Source organism: Ramlibacter sp. Leaf400, from assembly GCF_001424545.1.
Lineage (GTDB): Bacteria > Pseudomonadota > Gammaproteobacteria > Burkholderiales > Burkholderiaceae_C > Ramlibacter.
This window is the reverse complement of the sequence record NZ_LMQL01000012.1, coordinates 517,231-534,673: the sequence shown is the minus strand read 5'-3', so window position 1 is coordinate 534,673 and position 17,443 is coordinate 517,231. Positions and strand designations below refer to the sequence as shown.

At 69.9% G+C, this 17,443-nt stretch carries 12 protein-coding genes, 1 tRNA gene and 1 pseudogene; 3 read left to right on the top strand and 11 right to left on the bottom strand.

The annotated features are described in order from the left end of the window. The first annotated feature begins 8 nt into the window (after positions 1–8). The 3 genes and pseudogenes from ASG30_RS18250 (at position 9) to ASG30_RS22680 (ending at position 4,400) form a co-directional block, all read left to right on the top strand. On the top strand, positions 9–3,542 hold the full coding sequence (locus ASG30_RS18250; RefSeq protein WP_055899998.1) for an indolepyruvate ferredoxin oxidoreductase family protein: 3,534 nt from the start codon (positions 9–11) through the stop codon (positions 3,540–3,542). 146 nt (positions 3,543–3,688) lie between these two features. After that, positions 3,689–4,048 (top strand): annotated as a pseudogene (locus ASG30_RS23235) (type II toxin-antitoxin system RelE/ParE family toxin); the annotation flags it as partial. A 16-nt stretch (positions 4,049–4,064) separates the two neighbouring features. Then, positions 4,065–4,400 (top strand): helix-turn-helix domain-containing protein, encoded by a 336-nt coding sequence (locus ASG30_RS22680; protein ID WP_055899995.1) that lies wholly within the window; start codon positions 4,065–4,067, stop codon positions 4,398–4,400. A gap of 37 nt (positions 4,401–4,437) precedes the next feature. On the opposite strand, the gene ASG30_RS18240 is transcribed toward ASG30_RS22680, so the two are convergent. The 11 genes from ASG30_RS18240 to ASG30_RS18190 all read right to left on the bottom strand — a co-directional run bounded on the left by ASG30_RS18240 (position 4,438) and on the right by ASG30_RS18190 (position 17,360). Continuing rightward, entirely contained in the window at positions 4,438–5,229 is a 792-nt protein-coding gene (locus ASG30_RS18240; RefSeq protein ID WP_055899992.1) for an SDR family oxidoreductase, read from the bottom strand. Positions 5,230–5,251: 22 nt separating this feature from the next. Continuing rightward, entirely contained in the window at positions 5,252–7,096 is a 1,845-nt protein-coding gene (ilvD, locus tag ASG30_RS18235) for a dihydroxy-acid dehydratase (protein ID WP_055899989.1), read from the bottom strand. A 31-nt stretch (positions 7,097–7,127) separates the two neighbouring features. Next, positions 7,128–7,934: an enoyl-CoA hydratase gene (locus ASG30_RS18230; protein WP_200947325.1), complete on the bottom strand. Its 807-nt coding sequence runs from the start codon at positions 7,932–7,934 to the stop codon at positions 7,128–7,130. Beyond that, complete coding sequence (locus ASG30_RS18225) at positions 7,931–8,797, bottom strand: SDR family oxidoreductase (RefSeq protein WP_055899986.1); 867 nt, start codon at positions 8,795–8,797, stop codon at positions 7,931–7,933. Before ASG30_RS18225 ends, ASG30_RS18230 begins: the two co-directional genes overlap by 4 nt. Beyond that, entirely contained in the window at positions 8,794–9,615 is an 822-nt protein-coding gene (locus ASG30_RS18220; protein ID WP_082522180.1) for an enoyl-CoA hydratase/isomerase family protein, read from the bottom strand. Before ASG30_RS18220 ends, ASG30_RS18225 begins: the two co-directional genes overlap by 4 nt. After that, positions 9,612–10,760: an acyl-CoA dehydrogenase family protein gene (locus ASG30_RS18215; RefSeq protein WP_055899983.1), complete on the bottom strand. Its 1,149-nt coding sequence runs from the start codon at positions 10,758–10,760 to the stop codon at positions 9,612–9,614. The genes ASG30_RS18220 and ASG30_RS18215 overlap by 4 nt, the downstream gene beginning before the upstream one ends. A gap of 97 nt (positions 10,761–10,857) precedes the next feature. Further along, on the bottom strand, positions 10,858–13,554 hold the full coding sequence (locus ASG30_RS18210) for a LuxR C-terminal-related transcriptional regulator (RefSeq protein WP_055899980.1): 2,697 nt from the start codon (positions 13,552–13,554) through the stop codon (positions 10,858–10,860). Positions 13,555–13,787: 233 nt separating this feature from the next. Then, a tRNA-Ser gene (locus ASG30_RS18205) sits at positions 13,788–13,878 on the bottom strand. A gap of 55 nt (positions 13,879–13,933) precedes the next feature. Further along, positions 13,934–15,244, bottom strand: a complete 1,311-nt coding sequence (serS, locus tag ASG30_RS18200) for a serine--tRNA ligase (protein WP_055899977.1) — start codon at positions 15,242–15,244, stop codon at positions 13,934–13,936. Between the two features lie 53 nt (positions 15,245–15,297). After that, the gene (locus tag ASG30_RS18195; protein WP_055899974.1) at positions 15,298–16,281 is read right to left on the bottom strand and encodes a Bug family tripartite tricarboxylate transporter substrate binding protein; all 984 of its coding nucleotides are present in this window, start codon (positions 16,279–16,281) and stop codon (positions 15,298–15,300) included. Between the two features lie 20 nt (positions 16,282–16,301). Then, a complete protein-coding gene (locus ASG30_RS18190; protein WP_055899971.1) occupies positions 16,302–17,360 on the bottom strand; it encodes an aromatic ring-hydroxylating dioxygenase subunit alpha in 1,059 nt (352 codons plus the stop codon). Positions 17,361–17,443 lie beyond the last annotated feature (83 nt).

The following is a 17,443-nucleotide window of genomic DNA, read 5'->3' as shown; positions in this document are numbered from 1 at the left end:
CCTAGTCCATGAACGCCCCCCGCGACCTTCCCGATCCGATTTCCCTCGCCGACAAGTTCACGCGCGAGGAAGGCCCGATCTACCTGAACGGCACCCAGGCCCTGGTGCGGCTGATGCTGGACCAGCGCCGGCTGGACCAGCGCTCGGGCCTGAACACCGCGGGCTTCGTCTGCGGCTACCCGGGGTCGCCGGTGGGCAATGTGGACGACGAGATGGCGCGCAACCAGCCGCTGCTGGACTCCCACCACGTCGTGCACCGCACGGGCCTGAACGAGGAGCTGGCCGCGACGGCGGCGTTCGGCACCCAGGCGCTGCACGAGGTGCCGGGGGCGCGCTACGACGGCGTATTCGCCATGTGGTTCGGCAAGGCGCCGGGGGTGGACCGCAGCATCGATGCGTTCCACCACCACAACTTCCGCGGCGTGGGCCGCAACGGCGGCGTACTGGCGGTAGCCGGGGACGACCCGCACGCGCGCAGCACCATCTTCCCCAGCGACTCCAACGCCGCCTTCTACAAACTGTTCATGCCCGTGCTGGCCCCCGGCAACGTGCAGGAAGTGCTGGACTTCGGCCTGCACGGCTATGCGCTGTCGCGCGCCAGCGGCCTGTGGGTGGGCCTGAAATTCGTCACCGACGTGGCCGACAGCGCGGGCGTGGCCTGGGTCGCCCCTGGGCGCGTCAAGCCGGTGATCCCGCAGGTGCTGCTGGACGGCAAGCCGCTGCAGCCCACCTTCCGGCCGAACGAGGCGGGGCCGCCGCTGATCGAGGCGGAGCGCCGCATCGCCGACGGCCAGCTGGAGATCGCCCGCCGCTACGCGGCCCTCAACGGCCTCAACCGCATCGTGGTCCGGCCCGACGCACCGCGCCTCGGCATCGTCACCAGCGGCAAGACCTACTACGACGTCCGGCAGGCATTGCGCGACTTGGGCTTCACCAGCGACGAGATGCTGGCCGACGCCGGCATCGGCCTTTTGAAGATGGGCCTGGTCTACCCGGTGGAGCCGGAGATCGTTCGCGAGTTCGCGCGCGGCATGCAGGAGCTTTTCGTGGTGGAGGACAAGCGTCCCTTCCTCGAGCTGTTCCTCAAGGACATCCTGTACGGCACGCCCGACCAGCCCCGCATCGTCGGCAAGCACGACGAGAACGGCGACCGGCTGCTGCCGGTGCACGGCGAACAATCGGCCGACACCATCGCCCGAGCGCTGCTCAAGCGGCTGGGTTCCGCCGCGCAGACGCCCGCGGCACTGCAGCGCGCGCAGCTGCTGAACCCTTCGGCCGCTGCGCGCCGCGCCCCCATCATGCTGGGCACCGCGCGCACGCCCTACTTCTGCTCGGGCTGCCCGCACAACACCAGCCTGAAGGCGCCGGACGGCGCCATCGTGGGCGCCGGCATCGGCTGCCACATCATGGACCTGTGGATGGGCGCCGGCTTCGGCGTCGTCAAGGGCTACACGCAGATGGGCGGCGAAGGCGCGCAGTGGGTGGGCCTGGCGCCTTTCACCGACACGCCGCACTTCTTCCAGAACCTGGGCGACGGCACCTTCGCGCATTCGGGCAGCCTGGCGATCCGCTTCGCCGTGGCGAGCAGGACCAACATTACCTACAAGCTGCTCTACAACTCCACCGTCGCCATGACGGGCGGACAGGACATCCTGGGCGGCATGAGCGTCGAGAACATGGTGAAGATGCTGGAGGCCGAAGGCGTGGCCCGCATCCTGATCACCACCGACGAGCCCGAGAACTATCCGGGGCGCAAGGTGGGCAGCGCGCAGGTGTGGCCGCGCGAGCGTCTGCTGGAGGCCGAGAAGCTGCTGGGCGCCATCCCTGGCGTGACCGTGCTGATCCACGTGCAGATGTGCGCCACCGAGAAACGGCGGCTTCGCAAGCGCGGCAAGATGGACTACAAGCCGCGCTCGACCATCATCAACGAGCGCGTGTGCGAGGGCTGCGGCGACTGCGGCGTCAAGTCCAACTGTCTGAGCGTTCAGCCGGTGCAGACGCCCTTCGGCCGCAAGACCCAGATCCACCAGTCCTCCTGCAACCAGGACTTCTCCTGCGTTCAGGGCGACTGCCCGTCCTTCGCCACGGTGGAGGCTCCGGCACTCAAGCAGAAGCTGCGCTCCGGCCAGCGCGTGCCGCTGCCGACCGCCCTGGCCTTGCCGGAGCCCGAGTTCCTGGTGCCGCAGGACGTGTTCTCGGTCTGCCTCACCGGCATCGGCGGCACCGGCGTTGTGACGGTCAACCAGATCCTGGGCACCGCGGCCTTTCGCACCGGCATGAACGTGCAGACCTACGACCACACCGGCTCCAGCCAGAAGGCCGGCCCGGTGGTGTCGCACCTGAAGGTGATGCCGCACGACAGCGGCGGCTCACCCACCGTGGGGACCGGCAGCGCCGACCTCTACCTGGTGTTCGACCCGCTGGTGGCCGTGAGCGCGAACAACATCGCGGTCGCCTCGCAGCAGCGGACGATCGCGGTGGTGTCGACCACGGCGGTGCCCACGGGCGAGATGGTGGCCAACAAGGCCAAACAGTACCCGGCGGCGCAGCAGCTGCGCGAGACGCTGGACGGCGTCACCCGCCAAGACCACAACGTCTACCTGGACGCGCAGAACGTGGCCGAGCGCCTGATGGGCGACCACATGGCCAGCAACCTGCTGCTGGTGGGCGCCGCCTACCAGGCCGGGGCGCTGCCCATCCCGGCCGATGCGATCGAGGACGCGATCCGCCTGAACGGCACGGCGGTGGAGATGAACCTCGAGGCTTTCCGCTGGGGCCGCCTGCTGGTGGCCGACCCGGCCGGGGTCGAGGAGGCCCTGCAGGCCAACCGCAAACCGGTGGCGGCCGAAGTGCTGTCGCCCGCGGCGCGCAAGCTGGTGGAGTCGGTCGGCGCCGGTGGCGAGCTGCTGGCCGCGCTGGAGCTGCGCGTTCCGGAGCTGATCGCCTTCCAGGACGAAGCCTATGCGGCGCGCTACGTGCAGCAGGTGGCCGCGGTGCGCCGCGCCGAAGCCGCGCTGCCCGGTTCTCCCGTGGCGCTCACCCTGGCTGTCGCGCAGAACCTCTACAAGCTGATGGCCTACAAGGACGAGTACGAGGTGGCGCGCCTGCTGCTGGACGACGCCGAGCGCGCCCGCCTGGCCCGCACCTTCGGCGACCAGCCCAAGGTGACCTGGCACCTGCACCCCACGTTCCTGCGCAGCCTGGGCTTCAAGCAGAAGGTGAAGTTCGGTCCCTGGTTCGCGCCGGTGCTCAAGGTGCTGCGCGCCGCCAAAGGCCTGCGCGGCACCGCGCTGGACGTGTTCGCCCGCACCGAGGTTCGGCGCCTGGAGCGCGAGCTGCTCGCGCACTACGAGCAGGTGGTGAAGGGCCTCGTGGAGACGCTCGCCAGCGGCCGCCACGAGCAGGCCGTGCGCATCGCCGCGCTGCCGGACATGGTCCGCGGCTACGAGCACGTGAAGGTCGGCAACGCCCGGGCCTACGCCAAGGAGATCAACCGGGAGACCGCGGACCTGGGGCTGCGGGTGCCGCTGGCAGTGGGCTGAAGCCCGCTGCAGATCGACGCCAGCCCGCCCGGGCCGGCGGGTGGTGCTTCTGTAGGTTGTCCATCCCTGCTTGGGATGGAAAGCTGTGCGCGCACACGGCTGAGCTGGTGCTCGCTATTGCACTTCGTGCTATAGACGGCTACACTATGGCCACGAGCAAGCGAGTCTTCAAACTCAAGACCTTCTCCCGTTGGGCGAAAGGCGTGCTCACCGACGAACAGCTGTGCGAAGCGGGCAGGGATGTGATCGCCGGCCGCTATGAGGCCGACCTGGGGGGCGGCCTCTGCAAGAAGCGGATCGCGACGGAGGGTCGGGGCAAGAGCGGGGCCACCCGGACGCTGCTGGCCAGGAAGCATGAGGATGCGGTCTTCTTCCTGGCAGGGCGCGAAAAGAGCGACCCCGGCACGGACTTCTCGGACCAGCAGGTCGAGGCCGTGAAGTTGATAGCCAAAGGTTTGCAGAAGGCGAGCGACGGGAAGCTGACGGAGTTGCTGGCGGCAGGAACGATCCAGGAGATCTGCGATGAAGAACCAACGTCCCGCGAAAGATCGTGTTCTCGGCGAAATGCTGGAGACGGCCACCGAGCTGAGCCGGCATGGCCTGCTGTCCCAGGAGGACATGGTGCAGGTTCGCGCGCTCTGCGAAGCGCCGCCCGTGTACAGCCCGCGGAAAGTGGCCGACATCCGGACCACGAAGGCCCGGATGAGTCAGTCCGTCTTCGCTGAATTCCTGAACGTCAGCGTCTCCGCCGTCCAGAAGTGGGAGTCCCCCGGCTCCGGCAAGCACCCGACGGGTGCAGCCGCCAGGCTGATCCAGGTCATCGAGAAGAAGGGGATCGAGGCGATCCTGGTCGCCTGATCCCCTGATCCCCCTCGCCCCCAGCGCAGGCAACCGCTCAGACCACCGGCGTCATCCCGCCATCCACGTTGATCGCGGTCCCCGTGATGTAGGACGCCGCATCCGACGCCAGGAAGCAGGCGATGTTGGCGAATTCCTCGGGCTCGCCGATGCGGTCCATGGGCACGCGCGAGTCGCGCACGACCTTGCGGATGAAATCCTCCAGCGGCAGCTCGGACTTCAGTTCCTTGTGCAGGCTCACCACCTGCTCGCTGCGGATCTGGCCCACCAGCAGCGCGTTGACCAGGACGTTGTGCGGCGCGCCCTCGTGCGACAGCACCTTGGTCAGCGCCAGCTGCGCCGCGCGCGTCACCGACGTGGGCGCCGAACCGCCGATCGGCGCCTTCGAGAACGTGTTCAGCACGTTGATGACGCGGCCCCAGCGGCGCTCGACCATCCGGGTCCACACCAGTCGCGTGAGGCGCACGCTAGCCATCAGCTTGAGCTGCAGGTCGGCTTCCCACTGCTCGTCGGTGAGCTGCGCGAAGGCGCCGAAGGAATGGTGGCCGGCGTTGTTGACCAGGATGTCCACCGGGCCCAGCGCCTCGTTCACGTGGCGGTGCGCGGCCCGGATCTGTTCGGCCGACGTCACGTCGCCCTGCACCGTGTAGACGCGGCTCTTGGGCGCCTGCGCAACGATCTGCTCCCTGGCCGCCGCGAGGGCGCTGGCGTCGCGGGCGAGGATCGCCACTGCGGCGCCGCTGCCGGCCAGGCGCATCGCCGTGGCCAGGCCCAGGCCCTTGCTGCCGCCAGTGACGAGGGCCGTGCGGCCGTTCAGGTCGATCTGCATCTCTTGTCTCCTTGCTTTCGGATCAATCCAGTTTCGAGAGGTCGCGCACCGCACCCTTGTCGGCGGACGTGACCAGGAGGGCGTAGGCCTTGAGCGCCGACGACACGCGCCGCTGGCGCGCGGCCGGCTTCCAGCCCGCCTTTCCCTTGGCATCCATGTCGCTGCGACGCTGCGCCAGTTCCGCCTCGGGCACGTTCAGAGCGATGCTGCGGGCCGGGATGTCGATGGCGATCTCGTCACCGTCGCGGACCAGGCCGATGGCGCCGCCGCCCGCCGCTTCCGGCGAGACATGGCCGATGGAAAGGCCCGAGCTGCCGCCCGAGAAGCGCCCGTCGGTGACCAGGGCGCAGGTGGTGTCCAGGCTGCGCGCCTTCAGCAGGCTGGTGGGCTTGAGCATCTCCTGCATGCCAGGGCCGCCCTTGGGGCCTTCGTAGCGGATCACGACCACGTGGCCGGGCTGCACCTTGCCGTTGCTGATTCCCAGCGCCGCCTCCCCTTCGCTCTCGAATACGATCGCGCGGCCGGTGAAGCGCAGCACCGAGGCGTCGACGCCCGCGGTCTTCACCACGCAGCCGTCCGGCGCCAGGTTGCCGCGCAGCACGGCCAGGCCGCCGTCCTGCGAATAGGCATTGGCGCCGTCGCGCACGCAGCCCTTGATGCGGTCGGTGTCCAGGCTGGGCCAGCGCTCCGATTGCGAGAAGGCCGTCTGCGTCGGCACGCCGCCGGGCGCAGCCATGAAGTACTTGCGCACCTTCTCCGACGGGTCGCGCCGGATGTCCCATTCCTCCAGCGCCTGCGCCAGCGACGGCGAATGCACGCTGGGTGTGCTGGTGTCCAGCACACCCAGGCGATCCAGTTCGCCCAGCAGGCCCATGATGCCGCCGGCGCGGTGCACATCTTCCACGTGCCACAGCGGCGACGAAGGCGACAGCTTGGACAGGTGCGGCGTCTCGCGCGAGATGCGGTCGATGTCCTCCAGCGTGAAGTCGACGCCGCCCTCGTGCGCGGCCGCCAGCAGGTGCAGCACGGTGTTGGTGGAGCCGCCCATGGCCACGTCCAGCCGCATCGCGTTCTCGAAGGCGGCTCGGGTGGCGATGCGGCGCGGCAGCGCGCCGGCGTCGCCCTCCTGGTAGTGGCGGCGGCACAGGTCGACCACCACGCGGCCGGCCCGCAGGAAAAGCTCCCTGCGGTCGGCATGGGTGGCCAGCAGCGTGCCGTTGCCCGGCAGCGCCAGGCCCAGCGCCTCGGTCAGGCAGTTCATCGAATTGGCCGTGTACATGCCCGAGCAGGAGCCGCAGGTCGGGCACGCGGCCTTCTCCAGCTCCATCACTTCGTCCTCGGCCACGCGCGAGTCGCCTGCGGCGACCAGCGCGGTGACGCCGTCGATCTTGAGCGACTTGTCGTGGCGCACCACTTTGCCCGACTCCATCGGGCCGCCGGAGACGAAGACCGTCGGGATGTTCAGGCGCATCGCGGCGTTCAGCATGCCGGGGGTGATCTTGTCGCAGTTGGAGATGCATACCAGCGCGTCGGCGCAGTGGGCGTTGACCATGTACTCGATCGAGTCGGCGATCAGGTCGCGCGAAGGCAGCGAATAGAGCATGCCGTCGTGGCCCATGGCGATGCCGTCGTCCACCGCGATGGTGTTGAACTCGCGCGCCACGCCGCCCGCGGCGCTGATCTCCTCGGCCACCAGCTTGCCCATGTCGCGCAGGTGCACGTGGCCCGGCACGAACTGGGTGAACGAATTTGCGACCGCGACGATGGGCTTGCTGAAGTCGCCGTCCGTCATGCCGGTGGCGCGCCACAGCATGCGCGCCAGGGTGTTCTGCCGGCCCTGGGTGACTCGGGCGGAACGGTAGGCCATGGCTTGTCTCCTTGAATGTGTGTGTCGTCGTTCAGAGGCCGGACTGCTGCGCGCGGCCGCGTTCGGCCACGGCGCGCCGGCGCTCTTCCACCGCGCCCGCGGCCAGGCTTCGGGCCCAGTCGGCGGAGCGCTGTTTTTCCAATTGCAGCGCCTGGGCCAGCGGCAGCGCAGCGCCGTCGTCGATCAGGCGCTTGTAGGCGGCCAGCGCCTCGGGCAGCGCCGACGCCATGTCGGCGGCCAGCCGCAGCGCCTGCGGCAGCAGGTCCTGCGGCGGCAGCACGCGGTTCACCAGGCCCCAGGCCTCGGCGCGCTGCGCGTCCAGGAAGTTGCCGCTCAGCGAAAGCTCCTTGGCGCGCGACAGGCCGATCAGGCGCGGCAGCTTCTGCGACAGGCCCCAGCCGGGCAGCACGCCGACGCGTGCGTGGGTGTCGGCGAAGCGCGCGTCGCTGGAGGCCAGCAGCACGTCGCAGGCCAGCGCCAGTTCGAAGCCGCCGGTGATGGCCACGCCGTTGATGGCGCCGATCACGGGCCAGGGGAAGCTGGTGACGGCGAGCACCGGGTCGTCCTCGGGGCCGGGCACGACCGCGGCGGTGGGGTCCGCGCTGCTGCCCAGCTCCTTCAGGTCCAGTCCCGCGCAGAAGGCATCGCCGGCGCCGGTGAGCACCACGGCGCGCAGCTGGTCATCGTTGCGCAGGGCGGCGAACGTGCGCACCAGTTCGCGCCGAAGCGCGAGCGACAGCGCGTTCTTGGCGCGCGGGCGGTTCAGCGTCAAGAGGGCGCAGCCGGGCTGCGGGCGCTCGACGAGGACCAGGGAATCGCTGGCGGCTTCGGCGCTCATGTGCCCTTGCGGATCGCTTCGGTCGCGCGCGTCCAGTCGGCCGGCGACCAGGCACTCAGGTGCGAGAAGTTGGAGCCCGTGGCCTGGTACTCGCCGCCGTCGATGGCGATGGTCTGGCCGTTGAGGTACTCGGCGCCGGGCGACATCAGGTACACGGCCAGGTTGGCCAGCTCCGGCATGCGCCCGGCGCGGCGCATCGGGTTGCGCGCCGTCGGATCGAAGGTGCCGCCGGTGGGGTCCAGGCGCTTGAGCATGCCCTCGGTGGGGAACAGGCCGGGCGCGATGGCGTTGCAGCGGATGCCGTGCGGCCCCCACTCCACCGCCAGCGACTGCGTCATGGCATGCAGGCCGGCCTTGGACATGGCCGAGGGCACGGCGAAGGGTGAGCCGTTCCAGATCCAGCTCACCAGGATGGACAGCACGGAGGCCTTCCTGCCCTCCTCGATCCAGCGCTTGCCGCACTCCAGCGTCACCAGGAAGGAGCCGCGGAACACGATGTTGGCGATGGCATCGAAGCCGCGCGGCGACAGGTCTTGCGTGCGGCTGATGAAGTTGCCCGCGGCGTTGTTCACCAGGCCGGTCAGCGCGCCGCCGTCGGCCCAGATCCTGGCCACCATCTCCTGCACCGATTCGGCTTGGCGGATGTCGCAGGCGATGGGCACCACGCGGCCGCCGTGCGCGGACTGCAGTTCCTGCGCGGTCTGCTGCAGCACCTCGAGCCGACGCCCGCAGATGAAGACCTCGGCGCCCAGCGCGAGAAAGGCCTCGGACATCACGCGGCCCAGGCCGGTGCCGCCACCGGTCACCAGCATGCGCTGGCCCTGGAGCAAGCCGGGGCGGTATTGCAGGTCGTCCAGCGTCACGAGGCTTCTCCCTTGCGGCCGTAGCGCGGCGCGCGCTTTTCCAGGAAGGCGGCGATGCCCTCGGCGAAATCCTCGCCCTGGGTGCACAGCACCTGGTTGCGGTCTTCCATCGCGATGGCGGCCTCCAGCGAAGGCGCGTCGATGGCGAAGGCGAGCGCCTCCTTGGTCAGGCGCAGGCCCAGCGGCGTCGCCGCCATCATGTCGGCCGCCAATGCGGCGGCTTCCGCTTCCAGCGCCGGCAGCTCGTCCACCCGGCTGGCCAGGCCCAGCGACAGCGCCCGTTGCGCGTCCATGAAGCGGCCGGTCAGCAGGAACTCGGAGGCGACCGAGGCGCCCGCCAGGCGCGGCAGGAAGTAGCTGACGCCCACGTCGCAGCCGCTCAGGCCGAGGCGGATGAAGGCGGCGTTCATGCGGGCGTCGGGCGTGAGCAGCCGGATGTCCGAGGCCAGCGCCAGCGCGAAGCCGCCGCCGGAGGCCGCGCCCTGCACGATGCTGATGACCGGCTGCGGGCAGCGGCGCATCGCCAGCATGATGTCGCGCACGTTCTTCTGGACTTCGAGGTAGTCGGTGACGCCCTTCTTCGCGCCGCCGGCCTGCATGTCCTTGAGGTCGAGACCGGCGCAGAAGGCCCGGCCCGCGCCGCGCAGCACCACCACGCGCGCCTCGGAGCGGGCGTGCAGCCCCGAGAAGTACGCGTTCAGCTCCGCGATCAGCCGCGGGTTGAGCGCGTTCAGCCGCTCGGGGCGGTTCAGCGTCACCCAGGCCACGCCGCCGCGCAGCTCGATGTGCAGGTGCTCGTACGTGTCCACGGCGCTCACATCGAGCGCGCGATCACCTCGCGCATGATCTCGTTGGCACCACCGTAGATGCGCTGGATGCGCGCGTCCACGTACATGCGGGCGACGAGGTACTCGTTCATGTAGCCGTAGCCGCCGTGCAGCTGCAGGCACTCGTCGATCACCTTGCCCTGCTGCTCGGAGGACCACAGCTTCACCATGGAGGCGGTGGCGGTGTCCAGGGTGCCGGCCACCAGCCTCTCCACGCACTGGTCGACGAAGGCGCGAGCCACCTTGCAGGTGGTGGCCACCTCGGCCAGCTTGAAGCGGGTGTTCTGGAAGTCGGCCAGCGCCTGGCCGAAGGCCTGGCGCTCGCGCACGTACTCCAGCGTAGTCTGGTAGGCGCCTTCCATGGCCGCGGCCGCCAGCACGCCGATGATGGTGCGCTCGTACGGCAGGTCGGACATGAGCTGGAAGAAGCCCTGGCCCTCCTGGCCGCCCAGCAGGTTCTCCGCGGGCACTTCCACGTCGTCGAAGAAAAGTTCCGAGGTGTCCTGGGCCTTCAGGCCGATCTTGTCCAGCACGCGGCCGACGCGATAGCCCTGCGCCTCGCGCGTGTCCACGATCAGGATGGAGGTGCCGCGGGCACGCTGGGCGGGATCGGTCTTGCACACCACCAGCACCACGCCCGCGAGGTAGCCGTTGGTGATGAAGGTCTTGGAGCCGTTGATCACGTAACGGTCGCCGCGCTTCACGGCGCGGGTGCGCACGCCCTGCAGGTCGGAGCCGGTGCCCGGCTCGGTCATGGCGATGGCGCCCACCACCTCGCCGCGCGCCATGCGCGGCAGCCACTTGCGCTTCTGCGCCTCGGTGCCGTGGTTCAGGAAGTAGTGCGCCACGATGCTGTGCACCGAAGGGCTCATGCCGGTCAGGCCGCGCCGGCTCATGGCGTCGTAGAACACGGCCTCGTGGCGGAAGTCGCCGCCCCCGCCGCCGTACTGCTCGGGAATGTCGGAGCACAGCAGGCCGAGCTCGCCGGCGCGCTTCCACAGCTCGTGGCCGACGTGGCCCTGCTTGCGGGCCGCCTCGTCGTGCGGCTGCATCTCGGTCTCGACGAATCGGACGACGGTGTCCTGGTACATCGCCAGGTCTTCGTCCAGCCAGCTGGGTCGGAAATCGATGGTCATGGGAGGGTGCAGCGAAGTCAGCCTGGATGCTGGCACGGGCGCGCCCGCCGACCCATCGTCGCAAGCGACGAATTTGGCCAGGGCCTGAGCCGGGCTCCTAGCGGATGAGCCCGAGCCGCCGGGCCATGGCCACGGCCTGGGTGCGGTTGTTGGCGCCCAGCTTGCCGTTGATGTTGCGAAGGTGGGTGCGCACCGTGCTGTCGGAAACGAAGAGCTTCTCGGTCAGCGCGCGGTTGGAATAGCCCTCGGCCAAGAGCTGCAGCAGCCGGATCTCCTTGGGGGTGAGCGGCTCCATCATGGGCGGCAGCTGCACCGGCGCCGCCGGGACCGGCTCCTCCACCGCCAGCGCCCCGAAGGCGGAGCGCAGCCGCTGGAGGTAGTCCGCGAAGATGGGCCCGACCTGCGACGGTTCGACCCGGGCCTGCGCCTGGGTCACCAGCCGGGCGGCCACCTCGCCCTCGTCCAACACCAGCCGCATGGCGCCTTCCGCGCAGGCCGGCTGCAGCACGCGCATCAGCGCCTCTTGCGCCTGGTCCTCGTCGCCGCTGCGCGCCAGGGCCATGGCGTGCAGCAGGTGCAGCTTGAGCGCGCGCCTCACCCGCCCGCCGCGCCCGGCTTGCGTGACGAGGTGCTCGAGCGAAGCGGCGGCCTTGCGCGGGTCGCCCGCCAGCACCTGCCAGCGCAGCTGGCCGATCTCCGGGTCCTCCCAGTCGTGGCCCAGGTGGTGGCGGGCGCCCACCTGCCGCCACATCTCCACCGTGCCCGCGGTGCGCAGCTCCTCCGACGCGGCATCGTGGTGGCCCTGCAGCAGCAGCATGCGGGCGCGCTCCAGCCGCGCGGCGGCGGCCAGGCGCGGCAGCTGCCGTTCGTGGCCCAGGTACTCCAGCTCCGACAGGCCCTGGAAGGCGTGGTCGATCTCGCCTTCGGCGAAAGCGATGCGCGAGAGCATCCGGTAGCCCAGCACGATGTGGTCGGACAGCCAGACGTCGCGCGCCATCGGCAGGTACACCTGCAGCAGCCGCTTGGCCTGCCGCAGGTCGTCGGCCTCGTACACGGAGGCGGCGTACAGCAGGCCGGCCCAGGCGTTGCCCTGGGCCGCGTCCAGGCCCGAGCCCTGGGTGGTCTGCACCGCCAGCCGGAACCGCGCCCGCGCCTGCAGCAGCCGGCCTTCGAGCATGTCGATCATGCCCTCGATGGTTTCCGAGTACATGCGGTGGAAGGCGCTGGCGGCCTGCCCCTGGCTTTGCCGCGCGCGCTCCAGCAGCCCGCGCGCTTCGGGGAACTGGCCCAGCATCGCGGCCCCGTTGGCCGTGACGTTCACCAGCGCCGCGTTGGCGAAGACCGAGGTGCTGGGCAGGAGGTGCAGCGAGCGACTGCCGATGGCGTGCGCTTCCTCCCACTGATCCAGCAGCGCCAGCATCGAAGCCTGCAGGGCCGCCACGTGCACCTTCACCTCCGGGTCGGTGGAGTGCTCCAGGCCCGCGGTGCGCATCATGGCCAGGCTGGCCTGCGGGCCGCGCGTGAAGCAGGTGGACCACAGGTAGGTCACCTGCAGCAGCGGATGCTCCTTCAGCCGGTCCTGCGGAAGGGCGTCGAACCAGCGCGTGAGCAGGCGCAGCCGGCCTTGCATCAGCAGGGGCATGGCCTGGTGCTGCAGCACCCCGAAGGCCTCGTCCACCGCGCCGGCCGCGATGAAATGGTCCACCGCCGGGACGGGGCGCTCCTGCGCGATGAACCAGTGCGCGGCCGCCAGGTGCAGGCCGGGGACGGACTGCGGGATCTCGCGCTGCAACTGGCCACGCAAGAAGCTGGAGAAGAGGCTGTGGTACCGCCAGTGGCCGGGCCGCCCCTCGATCGGGATCAGGAAGACGTTTGCGCTGGCCAGCTGCCGCAGGATGCCGCCGGCGTCCGCGCCCGGAAGCAGCGCTTCGCACAAAGACACCGACAGCTCGCGCAGGATGCTGGTGGACAGCAGGAGGCGCCGCACCTCGGGCGGCTGCTGCGCGAGCACCTCCTCGGCCAGGTACTCGGCCAGGCTCTCCTCGGTGCCGGAGAACGCCGCGATGAATTCGTGCCGGTGCTGGTGCCGCTCCAGCGCCAGCGAGGCGAGCCACAGCGCCGCGACCCAGCCTTCCGTCTTGGCATGCAGGACGTCCAGGTGCTCGCTCGCCAGCGCCTGCGAACCCCGGGCGCCGAAGAAGCGACGGGTTTCGTCCAGCGAGAACCGCAGCTTCTGCGCATCGATCTCCACCAGCTGCCCGCTCGCGCGCAGCCGCGCCAACCGCAGGTCGGGAACGCTGCGCGAGCCGATCACCAGACGCGCGCCACCGGGCAGGCGTTCCAGCAACTGCGCCACCAGCGCGACCACGCCGGGCGAGCGGATGACCTCGAATTCGTCCAGGAAGATGGTGAAGGGAAACGGCAACCCGGAGATGCGCTCCATGAGCTCTAGCGCCACCTCGCCCATCGGCGCCTGCGCGCCGCCGACCCGCGTGCTGAACTCCTGGGGCGACAGCTCATCGATGGCGCGGTCGAGGTAGGCCAGGAAGCGCGAGGGATCGTTGTCGGCCGAGTCCAGCGTCAGCCAGCCGGTCGCGACACCGGCCTCCTCCATCTTCTGCCGGGCCTGCGCCATCAGGGTGGTCTTGCCGAAGCCGGCGGGCGCGCGCACCAGCACCAGCCGCGCCTTGGTGTCGGCCATCGCATCCATGAGCGCGTCGCGGGCGACCTGCCGCTCGTCCGCGGCGGGCGGACTGAACTTCGTGGCGACGAGGGCAGGGGAAAGCGGCTTCAAGACAGACCTCCCGGGTCGGAGGACAGAGTGGCTCGGCAGGCAATGCTACGCGTGCCGGCCACCTTAGTCCCAAGGGTGGTGATGTCGATTCGTCGAATCCGACGATGCTCCACGGGCGCGGATGGGCGCTCGTGCGTGTTGAAGTGAACAAGAAAGACGCAGTCAAATCAATGCATGCGTCTTTTCGCCTGCGGGCTGACAGCGGTTCTGTGCGTGTCAGCGAGGCAGTTTACTGGCGGAGCAGGAGGGATTCGAACCCTCGATACGGTGAAACCGTATACCGGATTTCGAGTCCGGCGCATTCGACCACTCTGCCACCGCTCCTGATTCGGTTCGCGTGGTGCGAAGCCCAGGATTCTAACGCAGGCGACGGCCGCGCTCAGGGGGCGAGGCGCTCCAGGCCGCCCATGTAGGGGCGCAGCGCCTCGGGCACGGTGACCGAGCCGTCGGCGTTCTGGTAGTTCTCCAGCACGGCCACCAGCGTGCGGCCCACGGCCAGGCCGGAGCCGTTGAGCGTGTGGACGAGTTCGTTCTTGCCCTGCGCGGTCTTGAAGCGCGCCTGCAGCCGGCGTGCCTGGAAGGCCTCGCAGTTGGAGACCGAGCTGATCTCGCGGTAGGTGTCCTGCGCGGGCAGCCAGACCTCCAGGTCGTAGGTCTTGGCGGCGCCGAAGCCCATGTCGCCGGTGCACAGCAGCATCACGCGGTAGGGCAGCCCCAGCTTCTGCAGGATGGCCTCGGCGTGGCCGGTCATCTGCTCCAGCGCCTCGTAGCTCTTCTCGGGGTGCGCGATCTGCACCATCTCGACCTTGTCGAACTGGTGCTGGCGGATCATGCCGCGCGTGTCGCGCCCGGCGCTGCCGGCCTCGGAACGGAAGCACGGGGTGTGCGCGGTGAGCTTGATCGGCAGCTGCGACTCGGCCAGCACCTCGTCGCGCACGAAGTTGGTCAGCGAGACTTCGCTGGTCGGGATCAGGTACAGCGCCTGCTGCTCCTCCGAGGCCAGCCCCTCCTGGCCGCCCTTGCTGACGGCGAACAGGTCGGCCTCGAACTTGGGCAGCTGGCCGGTGCCGCGCAGCGTGGCCTCGTTCACCACGTACGGCGTGTAGCACTCGGTGTAGCCATGGTCGCGCGTCTGCACGTCCAGCATGAACTGGGCGAGCGCGCGGTGCAGCCGGGCGATGGGACCCTTCATCACGGCGAAGCGCGAGCCGGTGAGCTTGATCGCGGTGCCGAAGTCCAGGCCCAGCCCCTCGCCCACGTCCACGTGGTCCTTGATGGCGAAGTCGAAGCTGCGCGGCGTGCCCCAGGTGCGCACCTGCACGTTGGCGTTTTCGCCTTCCCCGGTGGGCACGCTCTCGTGCGGCAGGTTGGGCAGGGCCAGCAGCAGCGCCTGCATCTCGGGCTGGATCTGCTCCAGCCGCTGGGCCGAACGGTCGAGCTCGGTCTTGAGGCCGGCCACCTCGGCCATCACCGCATCGGCCGATTCGCCCTTGGCCTTGAGCTGGCCGATCTGCTTGGAGAGCTGGTTGCGCCGGGCCTGCAGCTCCTCCGTGCGGCTCTGGATGGTCTTGCGCTCGGCCTCCAGCGCCTTGAACGCTTCCACGTCCAGGTAGGGCTGGGGCGTCTTGCGCGCCTCGAGCCGGGCAACCACGGCGTCCAGGTCTTTTCGTAGCAGGGAGATGTCGAGCATCGCCGGATTTTATTCGGCAGGCCCCTCATGGCCCCGGACATGCGCGCACCGCGCTACTGCGGCTCGATCCCCAGCTCGCGGATGCGCCGCGTGATGATGTCGAACTCGGCCTTGTAGTTGGCCGTGGCCTGCTCCGGGGTCGTCACGTGCATCTCGAAGCCGCGGTCCACCAGCAGGTTGCGGATGTCCGGCGCGTTGGCGATGGCGCGGATTTCGGCCGACAGCTTCTGCACCACCGCCGGCGGCGTGCGCGCCGGCACCAGGGCCGCCATCCACACGCTGGATTCGTACAGCGGGTCGGTGAAGCCCAGCTCCTTGAGGGTGGGCACCTGCGGCATCGCCGACAGCCGCTGCGCGTTCATCACGCCCAGCGGCACGATCTTGCCGGCTGCCACGTGCTGCTTGGCGGTGCCCACGCTCGAGAGGCCCACGCTCACCGTGTTGGTCAGCAGGTCCTGCACCACCGGGCCTTCGCCGCGCTGCGGCACGTGCACCATCTGCGCCTTGAGTTCGCGGTTGAGCGTCTCGCCGGCCAGGTGGCCCAGGCCGCCGATGCCCCAGGACGCATAGCTGAGCTTCTGGCCCGACTGCGCCAGCTTGCGCAGATCGTCCAGGCTCCTGACGCCCAGCGCCGGGCTGGCGGAGATCAGCGCCGGGCTGCGCACGATCTGGGCCACGAAGGCGAAGTCCTTCTGCGGGTCGTAGGGCAGCGTCTTGAAGAGGGCGACGTTGTTCACCAGCGGGTCGTTGATGGTGACCAGGACCGTGTGGCCGTCGGGTTCGGCCTTGGCCACTTCGGCCACGCCGATGCCGCCGGCGGCGCCCGACTTGTTGTCCACCACCACGGGCTGCCCCAGGCTCCTGGACAGCCGCTCGCCGATCAGGCGCGCCACGTAGTCGGTGCCCCCGCCCGCGGGGTACGGCACCACGAAGCGGATCGGCTTGCTCGGCCAATGGGCCGGGGCCTGGGCGAAGGCCGGCGCGGCGGCCAGCGCCAGGCTGGCGGCCAGGGTGTGCAGGAGGAAGGCTCGTCGCATCGCGGGCTCCGTGGGGTTCGTCAGGCAGTGGGGATGAGGCCGCTCTCCGCCGCCACCTTCTGCGACAGGATGCGCCGGAACTGGACCAGCGCGCCGTCGATGGGCAGCGGCAGCATGGGCTTGGCCGGGTCGCGCAGGATGTTGCGGTGCTGCGCGGTGATCATGTCGCGGTCCTCCTCGAAGGCGGTGACGATGCTCTGGTAGATGCCTTCGGTGAGCGCGTCGTCGCCCTGGTCGGAGGGATGCGACTGCTCGAAGAAGTAGTGCGTCGAGGTCTCGGTCTCCGGCGTCAGCGTCTGGCAGCTGTGCAGCCGCACCGCGTTGCGCAGGTCGTCCGGCGGGTCGTCCACCGGCCGGCCGCCCGAGTGCATCAGCAGCGTGCCGGGCAGGAGGAACTCGTAGATGAACCAGCGGTCCAGCAGCGCGCCCTCGGCGAAGGGGCGCATCCGGCGGTAGTAGGGCGGCACGGGCACGCCGGGCACGCGGCGCGTCACCTTCACGCCCGGCATGCCGGGGCCGTCCACGCGCTCGATCTCCGGCTTGGCCTGCGCGATGGCGGTGGAGCCGCCCAGCGTCTTCTCGTGCACGTACGACAGGTGCGAGAAGTCCAGCAGGTTGTCGCAGATCAGGAGGTAGGGCGTGTCGTAGTGGAGGTAGCCGGGCTTGTGCTTCCAGTCCGGGTGGTCGCAGGAGAAGTTGTCGGGCAGCAGCGCGGGATCGGCCCGCGCGGGGTCGCCCATCCAGACGAACACCCAGCGGTTGCGGCGGGCCAGGGGATAGGTGCGCACCCTCGCCCGCTCCGGGATGAGCGGGATGCCGGGCGCATCGACGCAGGTGCCGTACGCGTCGAACTTCAGCCCGTGGTAGCCGCAGCGCACGCAGTCGCCCTCCCGGCGGCCCTTGGACAGCGGCGCCAGCCGGTGGCAGCAGCGGTCTTCCATCGCGGCCAGCTCGCCGTTCTCGCGGCGCAGCACCAGGATGGGTTCACCCAGCACCGTCCTCGTGAACAGCCCGGGCGAGTCGGCGGCGGGGATCTCATGGTCCCACGCGATCACGTACCAGCAATTGCGCAACCACATGCGGGCGGCCCTCCGGACAAGTCGTTCAGATGCTGTCGATGCTGGCCTGCGGGCCGCCGGGTGCCGTCCCCCGCGAAGGGGAC